We start from the raw sequence: 14980 nt of genomic DNA, 5'->3' as shown, positions 1-14980 counted from the left end.
GTCAGAACGATCGTCTCGATCAGCGAGCGGATCAGTTCCATTGCATCATCCTTGTGTTCAGTGTCTTCGAGCAAGTTCTCCAGTTCTTCGACTTTGCGGCGGTAAACCGCTGCCCGATTTGGATGCACCGAAATGTTGGGTATCGTCGAACCAGCGACCTTCTGAGCCAGAAGAGCGGCCTTCTCCGCCTCTAGTTCGGAGAGACACGCCTTCATCGACGGTTGGTAAAGACCATCCTCGATCGCGCGCATGATGCCGTCGATCTTACGCTGAACACTTCCGAGCTTTGCCTCCACCTCCGCGGCCTTGCCGCTTGCCTCCTTGGTCAGTCGGTTCACCTCCTCCTGGTAGGCACGGGTGAACTAGGCTAGCAATTCCGGCGTGAGCAGGTTCTGCTTCAAGGCCTTGAGGATGCGCGTCTCGATCTCCTCCCGGCTGATCGTGCGGTCGTTGATGCATAGGCCCTTAGAGCGGCGGCCCGCGCAGCCATAACGGTCTTTCGCCATGATCGTGTACCCGGCGCCGCAGCAACCGCAGGTCAGAAGGCCTGACAGGAGAAAGCGCCTGCGGTCAGCGCGGTTAAGCGCGTTGCCGCGCTCATCTCTAGTCATCTCAAACGCCGTCGCTTCCTGGCGACGCTTGACCTCGTGCCAGAGCGCGTCATCGATGATGCGCAGGTGCGGCACGGCCGTGCGTTCCCAACGTTCGGGCAGGTTCGGGCGCGCGACCCGCTTGCCGGTCCTCGGGTCCTTGACATAGGAGCAGCGGTTCCACACCAGCTGGCCGACATAGAGCTCATTGTTGAGGATACCGGTGCCGCACTCTTTCTGGCCGTGGATCGTGGTGTCCTGCCAAGCGCGACTCTCAGGGCCAGGCACATGATCTTCATTCAGCCGGCGGGCAATGGCCCGCGGGCTCACGCCATGGGCGAATAGTGTGAAGATACGCTCAACCACCGCGGCCTCCGCTGCCTTGATGACGCGTCCTCCTCTTTCTGCGTCCTCAGTGACGTCATAACCGAAGGCCTTGCCGGCGGCAGCGCGGCCCTGCAGCACCCGGCCCAACTTGCCCGCACTTGGTCTTCTCGCGCAGATCAGAGAGGAACAAATGATCCTGCCGACGGCAGTCCAATGGTGCTCACTCGGCGCGCGGCGGGCCTGATCCGGGTTCCCCATGCCGTTGCGATCAAAAGCGGCACAAGCAGCTCGATCTCGACACTAGGCGCTAACCATCATGACCCAGGGAGAGATCGTTGATGACGATGAGTTGCAGGCCGGCCACGAGCACGACGGCTCCCCGGGGCCAGAGAAGTCGAGGGGCTGAGTATGGCGACTTCAAGGTCGCCGGGACATGGTCTGGACCTCGTGCAACCGGCCGCGGCAGACGTGAGGGCACGGTGCTCACGACCTCCCTAGTTGCTGGATGGCGGGTTCCTAAGCTTCTCCATGGCCTGCTCGACCGAGAAGGAACCTGGTCGCTGGCGCGGCGGAAACTGCTGGAAGCTCGCTAGATGCTGGGCGACGATCGCCTGGGCAGGAACGATCACGAAGGCATGCTCGATGAACCACCTAACGTAATCGCCGGACTCATTCTGGGCCCGCTCGAAAGGATCGGAGCGCAGGTTGAACAGAATCGGCAGGCGCAGTTCGATCATCGGCTGCGCCCACACATCGAGACCATGCGCCTTCTGCTCCAGGAATGCGGCCTTCCATTGCTCGTAGCGGAGGCCAGCCAGGTTGCCGTCATCGGTCCAGTAGAAGAACTCGCGGCGCTTGCTAGGCCCCTTGCCACCGAGCAGGTCGCGCTGGTCATAACCGTCCAGGTGAACCTTGAAGGTCTTGCCGGCCGCATCGTAGCCTTGCAGCAGCTTGTTCTTGATATCCGGCTCGCCTGCGGCTGCCACCAGCGTCGTTGCCCAGTCCTCGGCAGAAACGATGTCGTTGATCTCGCTGCGCGGCGGCACCGTACCGGGCCATCGCACGATGGCCGGGACGCGATAGCCACCCTCCCAGTTGGTGTTCTTCTCACCGCGGAACGGCGTCGTGCCGCCGTCGGGCCATGAGAACACCTCGGCTCCATTGTCGGTGGTGTAGATCACGATCGTGTTGTCGGCGATGTTGAGGTCATCCAGCTTTTTCAGGACCCGGCCCACATGCCCATCATGCTCCGCCATGCCGTCCGGATAGATGCCGAGCCCCGTTCGCCCCTGCGATTCCTGCTTGAGACGTGTCCAGATATGCATGCGGCTGGGATTGAGCCAGACGAAAAATGGCTTTCGGTCCCGGTTCGCCCGGTCGATGAAGTCGAGTGAAGCATCCAGAAATTCCTCGTCGATCGTCTCCATGCGTTTCTTGGTGAGCGGGCCCGTGTCCTCGCAGGCCTGTTTGCCCCACGGGCCGAAGCGAGGATCACCGCCTGACGTGTCGTTCATGGTGGCGCGACACCGCAGGACACCGCGTGGGCCGAACTGCGCGCGGAATGCAGGGTCTTTCGGATAATCCGGATGCTCGGGCTCATCCTCGGCATTGAGGTGGTAGAGATTGCCGAAGAATTCGTCGAAGCCGTGCACGGTCGGCAGGAACTCATTGCGATCGCCGAGGTGGTTTTTGCCGAACTGTCCTGTCACATAGCCCTGCGGCTTGAGCAGTTCGGCAATGGTCGGATCCTTCTCCGACAATCCCTCCTTGGCCCCGGGTAAGCCCACTTTCAGGAGGCCGGTCCGCAATGGACTCTGACCGGTGATGAACGCTGCGCGCCCGGCCGTACAGGATTGCTGGCCATAGTAATCGGTGAAGATCGCACCTTCGCTCGCGATGCGGTCGATATTGGGCGTGCGGTAGCCCATCATGCCCCGGTTATAGGCGCTGATGTTCCAGTAGCCGATGTCATCGCCCATGATGACGAGGATGTTGGGCTTCGGCTGTTGCGCGATTGCAGTTGTGGCCATCACGGACGCGACCGACACCAGCAAACCAAGTCCTAGCTTCCTCATCGTGCTCATCCTCGACCACCCTCGTTGGGCTTCCCGAAACCAGCATCCGCGAAAAGCCCTTTGATCACTCACACGGTGAATACGGATAGTAGCCGCACTGATCCGGTACGACATATGAGTTGTAGGCCGCTCCGTACGTGGAGTCGCGCGCACCTGCGTACCACGCGCCACGATAGACAGGAGCATGCCAGTAGGTGCCACGAACGCCTGCAACATCGCCACCGCGGTCAAATCCTCCAGCGACACCACCATGGAAGCCGCCAAAGCCGCCACCGAATCCGCCGAAATGATCGATGAACAAAGCTGCGGGACCGCTTGCTCCGTTGAGATTGCCTTCCAGGATCGCAACGTCGAAGGTGAGGTTGCCGCCCTCGAGCTTCGGCGATTTCAGCGTCACCACGGCATCGCTCACCTTCGAGCCGTCTCCGCCCAAGACGGACACGGTGGCGTTCGGCGGATCCTTGGCGAAGTTGTCCTTGCCTTCGTCCCATTGCATGATGAATTGCTCGGTGACTACGTGGCCTGCCGCGCGCACGGGCCGATCGGCGAACACGATCGAGCTCGGTGACACGCCGGTCAAAGTGAGCTTGTTCCCCTCCAATTTCGCCCCGGCCGAGTTGATGACGGCAAGCGATGGGACCGGGCCTGTGGGCGTGACTCGACCAATGGCCTTCCGAGGAATATGCGGCGTACCGCCAGTGTCCTGCGCGAGCACTCCGCCTCCGGTCACGCAGAGGCTACCAGTTACCAGGATGAAGCATGCGAATTGCTTTCTGAACATGGCGGAAGCTCCTTTGTTCCTTCAGCGGGCCTCGGTTGGGAAGATGACTTTCCAGTCGCGTTTCATGTCGATAACGGTCCACCGGTTCGGCACTGCTGCATCGAGCGCCTTGTCGAGCCGGCCGACCTTGGAATCACGATCATAGGCATATTCGCGCTCCGCATCGGTGTGATGAACGAGAGTGCCGAGGCGGCGCCCACCGGTCGTCTCCATCGTCCATTGCAGCATCTCGAGATCACCGTCGGAATTGCCGAAAGCAGCAATGGGACGCAGGCCGATATGTTGGTTGATGCCGACCGGCTTGCCTGGGCCGTCATCCACGAAGCTGACTTTTGGGAGCCGAAATAGCGTCGGCTTGCCGTCGCGGCGCTCGAAGGTCGTGACGATGCTGGAGCCCACGATCCGCTCGGACGGAATGCCATACCGCTCCGGCGCGAAAGCCCGCATGAATTCGATGCCGCCACCCGAGACGATGAACGTCTTGAAGCCATTCGCGCGCATGTAAGCCAGCACTTCGAGCATGGGCTGATAAACAAGATCTTCATAGCGGCGGTCGAAGCGCGGATGCTTGGCGGTCGCGAGCCAATCCTTCGCAATCTGCTTGAATTCGGTCGGCGTCATACCCGCATGGGTCGCAGCAACGATTTCGACGGCTCCGTGCTCACCGGCAGCAGCAACTGCCGCCATGTCGCCTTCGAGAACGGCCTTGAAGGGCTGCGTGTTCTTCCATTCCGGATGCTGCGGCGCCAGTGCCTTGACCCTGTCAATCGCGAACGCAAACTGGGTATAGACTGGCTGTTCAACCCACAGCGTACCATCATTGTCGAACGTAGCGATCCGTTCGGCCTCAGGGACGAATTCAGGCGATCCCTCCCGGGTCACGTCCGTCACGAAGGCGATGATCGCCTGCTTCACGCTGCCCTCGTTCCACGATGGCAGGGGATCGGTCTGTGCAGCGGCGAGCGAGATCCAGAGCGAGAAGAAGGCTAGAGACCATAAACCGGCAAAGCGAAACTTCAGGGATCCTAGCTTGGTCATGTCATTCTCCATGCCACGTCGGTCATGCACCGAGGATCTCTATAGAGAGAGAGGCACCTTCGATCATCAGCGCCTCTGGTAATTATCCGTGTAGACGCTCCCTGGACGCCGAGGTCCTGCGACCCCGGAGTCTCTGGTCGGAGCCCATGGCTACCTGACGGTCACCCTGTAGCTGAACACGGATGTGCCAGGCTTCTCGTCGATGCTCTGCCCTTTTGCCGTGATCGCGAAGGCATCGGGGCCGCTGTAGCCCGGAGCGGGCGTGTAGGTCCAGGTGTCGTTGTCGACCATGTTCAGGGTGCCGTGCTGCGGCCGCTGGCTGATCTCGGAACTGGTGAGCGTGCCTCGAGGGGTGATGTCGGACATGCATCCCTGCCCCGCCTGGACGTCGAAGGCAGCGTTCATGTTCGCGCCCATGATAGACTGATTGCCCTCGACGACGCACATGCTCTGGGCAAGCGCCGGGCCGGCAGACAGAAGCGCCAGCGGGAGCACTACAATTGAAACCGACTTCTTCATGACAGTCTCCTCTCGATGATCCTCTGTGTGATCGATGTCGGCCCCATGTGAGGGGTCTTCTTGTTGGCTCGCGATCGGCGGACACTTGGTCTGAGCGGTGCCCGCTGATCTCAGGCTGTTTGGCACGTGTTCTTGCTTCGGTTCGGGTCACTGGCCCGGGGTCGATTGCGGCTTCTTGAGCTGCTCCATCACCTGTTCGAGGTTGTAGCTCGCCGGATCCTGCATCGGCGGGAACTTCCGGTAGGTTTCGAGTTCCCTCAGCCAGAGCGCTTGGCCGATCGGCAGCATGTTCCAGTCGTAGAGGTAGGCCGAGACTGGTCCTGCGAGTGCGCCGCCCATGCCCAAGAGAGTCTTCGACTGCTCCCCGATCGATGTCTCGAAGGGATCGCGCTTGATGTTGACGACCTGGCTCCAGTGGTAGGGAACGACGCCGGTGAGGAACCCAGCCGGCGCGTCGGACACCATCGCGAAGTAGATCTTCCAGTTCTTGTAGCGCACTGCGGACGGGTCCTTGCCCGAGTAATAGAAGAAGGTATCGCGCGCCGACTTTGCCGATTTGCCTTCCAGATATTCGCGCTGGTTGACGCCGTCGAGCGTTGTCTTGACGATCCCGGGATACTCGCCCCTTTCGATCTGCGCCTTCAATTCGTTGCCTTTCGGGCCGCCGGCGATGTCGACAAGCGTGGGCAGCCAGTCCAGGGACGCGAAGATGTCGTTCTTGACTGTTCCCGGCTGGATGTGGCCGGGCCAGCGCACGACCAGCGGGGCGCGCATGCCACCCTCCCAGGTCGACAGCTTGCCGCCCTTGAAGGGGGTGGTGCCGCCGTCAGGGTAGGAGATCGTCTCGGCGCCGTTGTCGGTGGTGAACGCGATGATCGTGTTGTCGAGTTCGCCCATCTCCTCAAGCTTCTTCAACACGTAGCCGATATTGTCGTCCATCTGCTTCATGCCGGCTTCGTTGACGCCCCAGTCCTTGCCGCCGGGCTCGCCCACCATCCCCATGTACTTGTCGTTTAGCACGGTCGTGACGTGCATGCGCGCGGGGTTGTACCAGGCGAAGAACGGCTTCTGGGTCTTCTCCGGATCGTTGCGGTCAAGGAAGTCGATGACCTTGGCCGAGATCTCCTCGTCCACATTCTTCGAGCGCTCAAGCGTCAGCGGCCCTTCGTCCTTGCAGGTCTGGTTCGCCGCAGTTCCGTCGGACGACCTACACGAGAGCACCGGCCGCGGTGGCGTCAGGCACACGGTGGTCGCCGGATCGACTGCCGCAGGATCCTGGGACAGCCCGGGGATCGGCGTGTTCCGGCAGGGCGGCGCGACCGCCTGCTCGGTCGGCGTCCTGTTGATGTCGGGGAAGCTCACGCCCTGCATGGCGTCGAGGTGGTAGAGATAGCCCCAGAATTCCTGGAAGCCATGCGCCGTCGGGAGCGCATCGGTGTGGTCGCCGAGGTGGTTCTTGCCAAACTCGCCGGTGTTGTAGCCGAGGTCGTGCAGGAACTTGGCGATGGCAGGCGTGCCAGGCCGCAGGTAGGACGGGCTGCCGGGCAGTTGTGGCGGGATCATGCCGGTCCTGAGCGGATGCATGCCGGTGAAGAACGCATTACGGCCCGCCGTGCAGCTCTGCTCGGCATAGTAGGTCGTGAACATGGCGCCTTCACGGCCGATGCGGTCGATGTTCGGCGTTTCGCCGACCATCAGGCCGCGGTGGTAGATGCTCGGCTGCATCCAGCCGATGTCATCGCCCATGATGAACAGGATGTTGGGCTTCCGCTGCGGAGCCTGCGCTGAGGCCGGACCCGCTATCGCCGCTGCGATCAGAGCCGTCGCTCCAATCATCGCGGCCTTGGTCTTCATCCGACAGACGCTGCGCTTTTCGTCAGACGCTTGTGAGGACGCACGAGCACTGTTCATGGGTTGCTCCTCTCTCTGATGATGCACCGGAAGCCGACATGGCTCATGGAACTGTCGATCGGCTGCGGGTGACGCGCTGCCGGGCGGTAGCGGCGACAGTAACTTGGGGCACACAGATGCGAGCCCCCTTTGACAACCTTGCGGGGAATCCGCGTCTCTGGATGACAGGGATCGTAACTCTGATCTGCATGTCCGCCACGCGGGTTCTCGGGAATGCAGCAGGGTTTGGCGGCATCGGCCGGATGCCTCGCATCGTACCAGTCGCTGGTCCACTCCCAGACATTGCCAATCATGTCGTAGAGGCCATAGCCATTGGGTGGAAAAACAGTAACCGGCGATGTGCGCTCATAACCGTCGAGATGGGTGTTCTGGAATGGAAAGACACCCTGCCAGGTGTTGGCCATCTGTCGCCCACCGGGCATGAATTCATCGCCCCAGGCGAACTCCGCCTGATCCAAGCCACCGCGGGCCGCGAACTCCCACTCCGCTTCGGTCGGCAGTTCCTTGCCGGCCCAGGCTGCATAAGCCTCGGCGTCCGAATAGGCCACATGCACCACCGGATGGTCCTCAAGCCCCTTGATCGAGGATCCGGGTCCATAGGGGCGGCGCCAGTTGGCGTCGAAGATGTAGGTCCACCATTGTCCCCAATCCCGCAGGTCCACCGGATAATCCGGTGGACTGAACACGAGTGAGCCGGGCTTGAGCATATGCGGCAGAGCCTTTGGATAGTCCTTTGGGTCCGGCTGCTGCTCGGCGAAGGTGATGTAGCCCGTCGCGCGGACGAACTCGCGGAACTGCCGGTTCGTGACCGGTGTCGGATCAATCCAAAATCCATCGACCGTGACACGGTGGACCGGAGCTTCTTCCGGATAGTGCCTGTCCGATCCCATCCGGAACATGCCACCCGGCACCCGGATCATGACAGCATCGGGCTGGCCCATTGGCCTGCGGTCGCGGAGATGCCGGAGTGTGATCTGCGACATGTACTTTGTTCCCCCCTGGCAAGCCAGAAGTGTCATCCTGAACGCCGACACAGGTCTATTGGGGTCCTCCCTCAAATTGACGGAGGCATACCCTGAATTTGCCTACGAGAAGCTGTCGGTCCGGATCGACAGCACGCGGGTCAGGGTCTAACCTATGTTATTGGACCGCGGCTTGCGTCGCGACCGCCGGTCCCGTTGCGTTGTCCTTGCGGCTGAAGAGCGCCAGCATGGCCGATGGCACATCCCCGATCCTTGCGCGAACTCCTCAGGGCCTAGTGCCTCGAATCCGGGGCCGGCTCGCCTTGACCTTCGCGGCCGTCATCTTGGTCACGTTCGTCGTTGCCTCCGTGCTGTTGCTCTCGAGGGCACAGGGCGAACGCGAGACCATTCGCGAGCGGGTTCTCGGCATGGCGACCACCCTGTCCTTTGGCTTCGATCAGGAGGTGGCGGCCGGCAATGCGCTGCTGAGGGGCTTGTCGTCATCGCCCGCCCTGAAGTCTGGGGATGCGAAGGGTTTCTACGACCAGCTCAAGGCGACGCCGATCCCCGACGGGTCATGGCTGATCCTTCAGGACTTGGAGGGGCAGGTCGCCAACACTCTCAAATCCTACGGGACACCCCTTCCTCGGCATCGGGACTTCCCGACTTACCCGGAAGCCGTCAATCGGATTCGCGAGCGCGGCTGGGCGGTGTCAGGCCGAATGGGGAGCCTCGTAAAGCCGGGAACGACGGTCATTGCGCTCAGCCTGCGGATCACCCACGACGCCGGCACAATGTACGGCTTTATCAGCACCATACTGTCTCAGGATCATCTCGGCACCATTTTGAGAGGACAGAACGTTGCCGAAGGGTGGATGCTGGGACTCTATGACCGGAAGCTCCAACCGATCGTGACCGTGCGGGGCGCCGAGACATCGTCGCGGATACCCGCGCCGGATGCCCTTGCGGCCAGTCTCGCCGCCGGCAGTGGAACCGAGCACATGGCGGGCCTGATCGAGGACATCGACGAGCGCGGCGTTCCCGTCCTGGTCGCGTACCGCAGTTCCGGGGCGACAAACTGGACGACGCTAGTAGCGGTTCCGCTTTCCGACGTGAATGCCCCTGTCATGGGCGTTTGGAGGCAGATGGCCGGGATGGCGGTCTTCCTCCTTGTGGCAGGTAGTTTCGCCACCTGGCTCACGTCCCGCCAGTTGGAGCGGCCGCTTCGAGCCCTGTCCGATCAGGTAATCGGGGCGAAGCGGCAGGTGAGCGAATTATCCGGCCAGTTGCTCGCGCTCCAGGAGGACGAGCGGCAGCGGATCGCCCGCGAGCTGCACGACTCGACGGCGCAGCATCTCGTGGCGGCAAATCTCGGTCTCGCTAGCCTGGAAAGGGCGGTCTCGCAGATCCCGGCTGCCCGCAAGGTCCTGGCGGAGGTAGAGAGCCTTCAGACGAAGGCGCTGCGGGAGCTGCGCATTTTCACCTATTTGCTGCACCCGCCCAATCTAGCGAGCGACGGCCTCCAAGCGACTTTGCGGGACTTCGCCGAAGGCTTTGCCAGTCGTACGGGTCTCGCCGCTCACATCCGGGTTCCCGAAGAGGTTGACGACCTGCCACCAGAGCTTCAGCGGACTGTGCTGCGCGTGGTGCAGGAGGCTCTCACCAACGTGCATCGGCACGCAGACGCTTCACGCGTGTCGGTCGATGCCCGGATCAGATCCGGACGCTTGATCGCCCGCATCCGCGACAACGGACATGGCATGGTGGGCCGGGATTGGCCCGACGGTCCGATCAGACTTGGGGTCGGGATTGCCGGCATGCGGGCCCGCCTGGAACAATTCGGCGGCGACCTGAAAATAAAGACTGGCCTGGGCGGCACGTCGGTTGTGGCAATCGTTCCCGTAACAATGGCGGGACGAGCACTGACCCAGGCCCGCCGCATGTTGGATTCGTGGCTGTCGAGGCAGCCCAAGGTCGAGGATGACGCCCCAACCTGAAGATTCAGGGTCTGCCTCCGGCCACTTCGGGGTTTCGGCAAGGTGAGGCAATCCGCTCAAAGGTATATTCTGTACTGGGTTCACGCGAGCCCGAACGGCCCTAACTGCCACCGAGGGATGGTCCATGACGACGCGCATATTGATCGCCGACGATCATGACGTGGTCCGCTCCGGGGTCCGGACCATCCTGGAGGGGCACGAAGGCTGGGATGTGATTGGCGAGGCCCGAGACGGCAAGGAGGCCATCGACCGGGCGCAGGAGATGCGCCCCGACATCGTCATTCTCGATTATGGGCTGCCGCTGGTGAACGGCGTCGAGGCCACCCGCCAGATCCGTCATCGCGTTCCCGGTGTCGAGGTCCTGATTTTCACCATGCACGACACCGATACATTGGTCCGCGATGTCCTGGAGGCGGGCGCGCGTGGCTTCCTCCTCAAGTCCGACGCGAAGCAGTTCCTGGTCTCGGCGGTGGAGAGTCTGGCGGCCCACAAGCCGTTCTTCACGGGGAAAGTCTCGGAGACCCTGCTCGAAACCTACCTGTCGAAAGGAGTGGCGAACGCGTCGACACTGACCTCCCGCGAGAAGGCCGTTGTGCAATTGATCGCCGAGGGCAAGACCAATAAGCAGATCGCAAACATCCTCAATGTCAGCACCAAAACCGTCGAAACCCACCGAGCGTTGGCCCTGCGCAAGCTCAACCTCGACTCGACCGCAGCCCTGATCCGCTATGCGATCAAGAACAAGCTGGTGGAAGGCTAATCATGTCTTGCGATCGTGCTGACTTGAGCATCCGAAAGGGCAGCTCTTGGCGCGTGGACCATGTTCGGGCTCAACCCTGATCAGCCGACCCACGTGATGCAGCATGGGTGGCTTCGCAGCGCATCATTCTCATTGCATGGATCGACATCTGCCCAGTGTTGCTTCGAGGGCATGGTGACCGCGACCGACTCCGCAGGGTCCGAGATCATCGCACCTCCGGCACGGGACCGGGGGGCGCCGTCCGCGTGCGGAACAACAGTAATTTGAATCGGCGCCTTGTCTGCGCCAGGGATATCCGGGACTGGCGAGCGGATGGCTCACCCGGTCAAGCATGCCTGGTGGAATCGCGCGTCATTGGGCCGCGACCACAAGGCTTGCCAAGGTCACCTGTCCGTCGGACGTGTAGTGATTGACGCGCTCCGTGGCGAGACATTGGCCGGCTTGATACACCCTCACGTCGGTAATGGACCCGATGTTCTCCAACTCGGCGATGATGAAGTCGCGCTCGATATTCGTGTTCGAGTCCGTGGCGTGGGTGATCTGAAAGGTGAGGCGGGTCAAGGACAAACCCGTATCCCTCGTGCCCGCTCCTACCCAGAGTACCCGTTCGTCCTCAGGTGGACGATCGGTATTGAGCCAGAAGCTTGCCGATCCCCCTGCCCATGTGCTCTCGGCCCGCACGATGCTCAAGGACCAGAACCGGATGTGATGGCGCTTGCGGGGGCTGCCTCCGATCGCCTTCTGAAACCCAACGTCCTGGCCGCGGCCAAACAGATAGAGGGTGCTGAACGGGGCCGTGGGATAGGGCGAGTTGAATACAAAGGCCCGGATCATGCTCCAGGAACTGGCCAAGCCCAGTCGGTCGGCCTCCGACCAGCCAAGAGCCGCGAAGGCCGCGCGAAGCTGCGGGAGCGTTCCCACGAGCGCTACGTTGACGGGATCACCCGGCAGTCCGTCGCCCGTTGTCGTGAAGCTGGGCACCCGCTTCCGATGGAGGAGCTTGAGGCCCATGCGAATGATCCATGGCAGAATGAGATAGGCGCCGGTCGCGTAAGTGAGGCCCACGGCTAGGATCCAGGGCAGCCGCCGATCCGCAGTATCGAAGACCACGAAGACGATCAGCCAGACAGAGAAGATCCCCAGCCCAAGGATGACGAGGCGTTGCACGAGGCGGTTCAGCAATCGCATGATCCCAGCTCCGTCATGATCGACGCGGCAGTGATCAACAGTCTGTGCAGATGCCCTTCTTGACCTCCTGATCAATGCGCTTGGCTCTTTGATCCATCTGTTGGATCGCTTTGGCATCATCGGCCGAGAATTCCTTGGCCGGCGGCGGCAAGGTATTGCTGTCGAGCATCCGATCAATCGCTGCATCGGACGGGATCTGGATCTCGCCGGAAGGCGTGAACGGTCGATTGCTATCCTGCGCCAGAGCTGGAGCTGTGGCGATCAACGCACCAAGGGTGACGAGGCAAAGATGACGGCGCATCGAGATGACTCCCGAATGAGGATGCCAGCCCCGCCCCCCAGGCAGGATATACCTCCCGGCCGCCGGAATCACCTGGGCAAAACCCTGAAACTTCCAGGGGGCAGACCCTGAAACGTCAGGAAAGGGTCCTGCCCTCAGCCTGGACAGGCATGAGCTCTCCAGCGAGACCCGCAAGGAGAGCTTGTTGTCGTTCGGACACGTGATGTCCCGTCGAGCACAGCCGAGGATGCGTGTCAGGTCGCCATGCATATCGGACTCAGATCTTCTGAATACCTGCCTATGGCAACCGCCCTCGCAGCCATCCAAATGTTCTGAATCGAGCAGGGACCGAGCGGGGGCGTTGCTTTGGTGTTGTCTCAAACTGCTAATACAATGTCCCCAGCCATCAAGCGGAGGCTCGATCCATTCCGTAGTTTAATGGCTGCTGGAACCAGCAGGAGACCAGGATGCGAAATGAAATGATCGGGCCTTGTTAGTCGTCGGCGCGCCCAGGGCTTATGCCTGGCAGCCGCTTTAACAGAGTCTCACACCCGATCAGAAGACCCGTCTGCGTCTCGTAACAATACGCGCCATCGAAGGGCTCCGAGCCGGAGTGGAGAATCGCCAAATGAACGACGAGGACGATGTCGATCTTTGGGGCCTCCCTCACGAGGCTGGTCCAGAACAGCTTGCGCCTGATGGTGGGCGCAGGGATCACAAGGATGGAGGATGGTCATGCTGCTCATGAAACCCCTGTACCATGCCGGATTGGCGCTGGCCGCGTTCACTGCACTCTTCATGGTTGCTCCGGAGCGCGCGAACGCAGTCATCTACTGCAAGACGGTTGGCGTGCCGAAAGGCTGCGTCGCGAGACCCGTCGCGCCTGTGGCCCGCCGAGCGGTAGTGACGCCCGGCGTGGGTGCTCCAGGCGTCGGCGTCCGCCCTGGCACTCCGATGAATCGCGGCGGTCCGGTCAATCGTTTCGGTCGGCGCTGAAATATGCGTTGCGGGAACGTGCTCGGGTCCCCGCGGATCGAGACTTCATGCGAACGATCATGCCACGCTTGCTGATGCGCAGGTTGCAGGCTTAGCCGATCACATCGTGATTTCGTTCGCCAGTGGCCGACCCGCTGCGAAATCGGAGACGCTTTCAAGCGTCGTCTCCAGGATCGTCCCCAAAGCCTCGCGCGTGAAAAACGCTTGATGGCCTGTAACGATCACGTTCGGAAACGAGACCAAGCGCTGGATTACGTCGTCAGGGATCACCGTGCTCGATAGGTCCTTGAAGAAAAGACCGGCCTCTTGCTCGTAAACGTCGATGGCCATCCCGCCGAGCTGGCCCGACTTGAGTGCTTCGATCGCCGCCTCAGTATCGACGAGCCCGCCGCGGCTCGTGTTGATCAACAGGGCGCCTCTCTTCATCCGGCCGAGCGCGCGGGCGCCGACGATGTGGTAGGTTTCAGGCGTCAGCGGACAATGCAGCGAAATGACGTCCGCCTCCTCGATTCCGTCGGCATCGACGTAACGTCCGCCGAGATGTTCGAATTCGGGCGAGCGATGCATGTCGAACCCGATCACTGTACAACCAAACCCGGCCATGATGCGGGCAAAGATAGTCCCGATTTTCCCGGTGCCGATGACAGCGACGGTACGACCGACGAGATCGAAGCCCATGAGGCCATCGAGCTCGAAATTGCCTTCACGCGTGCGATTATAAGCCCGGTGGATCTTGCGATTGAGCACAAGGATCAGCCCGACGGCAAACTCGGCGACGGAATTCGGAGAGTAATTGGCGACCCGCACAACTGCGACACCAAGCTCCTTGGCCGCTTTCAAGTCGATGTGATTGAAACCTGTTGAGCGGGTCGCGACCAGCTTCGTGCCGTTAGCGGCGAGTTGCTTGAGAACGTTGCCATCAAGTGTATCGTTGACGAACACGCTGACAGCCGGAAATCCCGCTGCAAGGGATGCCGTGCTGGGTCCGAGGGGGGCATCGAAGTAAACGATGTCGTGTTTGTGACTTGCATTCAGTTCATCGAGCAGCGTGCGTTCGTAGTTTTTCGCGCTGAATATTGCCATCCGCATTTGCACATCCCCATTCTAGGTGTCGCTGGCCGAACAGCCGCGGTTCGAAGGACATCTGAAGCGCTGTCTGGCCCCGCGCAGGCCAATCTCCACGCTGCTCGCTTTGGCATTGAACTCCACCCCGAGCAGCGCGACCGCGCAAATCGAGGAGGCCGCCGCTATCATCCCTGTCACTCCGCATCAGGACTGCGCGGAGCAAACTGACATGTATGGAATACAATGCGCTTGGCTTGAGGGACTTGCTTGACCGTTTGGGACAAGTGCTCGGCATTTGATAGCCATCGGTTTTCCAGTTTGCACTAGGGCAATGCAGACGTATGGCGAGACCGCTTTCCTCCCTAGGAGATTGTAATCCTTCTGTGCCGGCTCTCCGCAGAGGCGTGGCGCAAACTGTCAATCGATTGTCCCTTTCGATCAAGCGCATCTTCGGTCGCCATCTAAGATGATGCAAAAGCGGAGAAAGTATT

Annotated in this window: 13 protein-coding genes and 1 pseudogene; 3 read left to right on the top strand and 11 right to left on the bottom strand. The window is 61.3% G+C overall.

Annotated features, from left to right (window positions below):
• The 8 genes and pseudogenes from AB4Y85_RS12075 to AB4Y85_RS12040 all read right to left on the bottom strand — a co-directional run.
• A pseudogene (locus AB4Y85_RS12075) lies at window positions 1–338 on the bottom strand (recombinase family protein); the annotation flags it as partial.
• Between the two features lie 24 nt (window positions 339–362).
• Window positions 363–1055, bottom strand: coding sequence for a recombinase family protein (locus AB4Y85_RS12070; protein WP_441985136.1), 693 nt, complete (start codon window positions 1053–1055; stop codon window positions 363–365).
• 356 nt (window positions 1056–1411) lie between these two features.
• A complete protein-coding gene (locus AB4Y85_RS12065) occupies window positions 1412–3001 on the bottom strand; it encodes an arylsulfatase (RefSeq protein WP_441985135.1) in 1590 nt (529 codons plus the stop codon).
• Between the two features lie 55 nt (window positions 3002–3056).
• Window positions 3057–3773, bottom strand: coding sequence for a hypothetical protein (locus AB4Y85_RS12060; protein WP_441985134.1), 717 nt, complete (start codon window positions 3771–3773; stop codon window positions 3057–3059).
• A gap of 21 nt (window positions 3774–3794) precedes the next feature.
• Window positions 3795–4811 carry an HAD family hydrolase gene (locus AB4Y85_RS12055; protein WP_441985133.1) on the bottom strand — a complete coding sequence of 339 codons (1017 nt, stop codon included), beginning with the start codon at window positions 4809–4811 and terminating at the stop codon, window positions 3795–3797.
• Between the two features lie 150 nt (window positions 4812–4961).
• Window positions 4962–5330 carry an Ig-like domain-containing protein gene (locus tag AB4Y85_RS12050; RefSeq protein ID WP_441985132.1) on the bottom strand — a complete coding sequence of 123 codons (369 nt, stop codon included), beginning with the start codon at window positions 5328–5330 and terminating at the stop codon, window positions 4962–4964.
• A gap of 147 nt (window positions 5331–5477) precedes the next feature.
• Window positions 5478–7166: an arylsulfatase gene (locus AB4Y85_RS12045; protein WP_441985150.1), complete on the bottom strand. Its 1689-nt coding sequence runs from the start codon at window positions 7164–7166 to the stop codon at window positions 5478–5480.
• A 71-nt stretch (window positions 7167–7237) separates the two neighbouring features.
• Window positions 7238–8161 carry a formylglycine-generating enzyme family protein gene (locus AB4Y85_RS12040; RefSeq protein WP_441985149.1) on the bottom strand — a complete coding sequence of 308 codons (924 nt, stop codon included), beginning with the start codon at window positions 8159–8161 and terminating at the stop codon, window positions 7238–7240.
• Between the two features lie 290 nt (window positions 8162–8451).
• Here AB4Y85_RS12040 and AB4Y85_RS12035 point away from each other — a divergent pair, with 290 nt between their 5' ends.
• Window positions 8452–10200 (top strand): histidine kinase, encoded by a 1749-nt coding sequence (locus AB4Y85_RS12035; RefSeq protein ID WP_441985131.1) that lies wholly within the window; start codon window positions 8452–8454, stop codon window positions 10198–10200.
• 124 nt (window positions 10201–10324) lie between these two features.
• Window positions 10325–10960, top strand: coding sequence for a response regulator (locus AB4Y85_RS12030; protein WP_441985130.1), 636 nt, complete (start codon window positions 10325–10327; stop codon window positions 10958–10960).
• A 351-nt stretch (window positions 10961–11311) separates the two neighbouring features.
• Here AB4Y85_RS12030 and AB4Y85_RS12025 read toward each other — a convergent pair whose 3' ends face one another.
• Window positions 11312–12148, bottom strand: coding sequence for an LssY C-terminal domain-containing protein (locus AB4Y85_RS12025; protein ID WP_441985129.1), 837 nt, complete (start codon window positions 12146–12148; stop codon window positions 11312–11314).
• Window positions 12149–12182: 34 nt separating this feature from the next.
• Window positions 12183–12449, bottom strand: a complete 267-nt coding sequence (locus tag AB4Y85_RS12020; protein ID WP_441985128.1) for a hypothetical protein — start codon at window positions 12447–12449, stop codon at window positions 12183–12185.
• A gap of 714 nt (window positions 12450–13163) precedes the next feature.
• Here AB4Y85_RS12020 and AB4Y85_RS12015 point away from each other — a divergent pair.
• Entirely contained in the window at window positions 13164–13424 is a 261-nt protein-coding gene (locus tag AB4Y85_RS12015; RefSeq protein ID WP_441985127.1) for a hypothetical protein, read from the top strand.
• A 99-nt stretch (window positions 13425–13523) separates the two neighbouring features.
• Here the strand turns inward: AB4Y85_RS12015 and AB4Y85_RS12010 are convergent, their stop codons facing one another.
• Window positions 13524–14513, bottom strand: a complete 990-nt coding sequence (locus tag AB4Y85_RS12010) for a 2-hydroxyacid dehydrogenase (protein WP_441985148.1) — start codon at window positions 14511–14513, stop codon at window positions 13524–13526.
• Between the last annotated feature and the right edge of the window lie 467 nt (window positions 14514–14980).

This window comes from Microvirga sp. 2YAF29, from assembly GCF_052114605.1.
Taxonomy (GTDB): Bacteria; Pseudomonadota; Alphaproteobacteria; order Rhizobiales; family Beijerinckiaceae; genus Microvirga.
The sequence above is the reverse complement of the archived record's forward strand: the minus strand, read 5'-3'. Positions and strand labels throughout refer to the sequence as shown.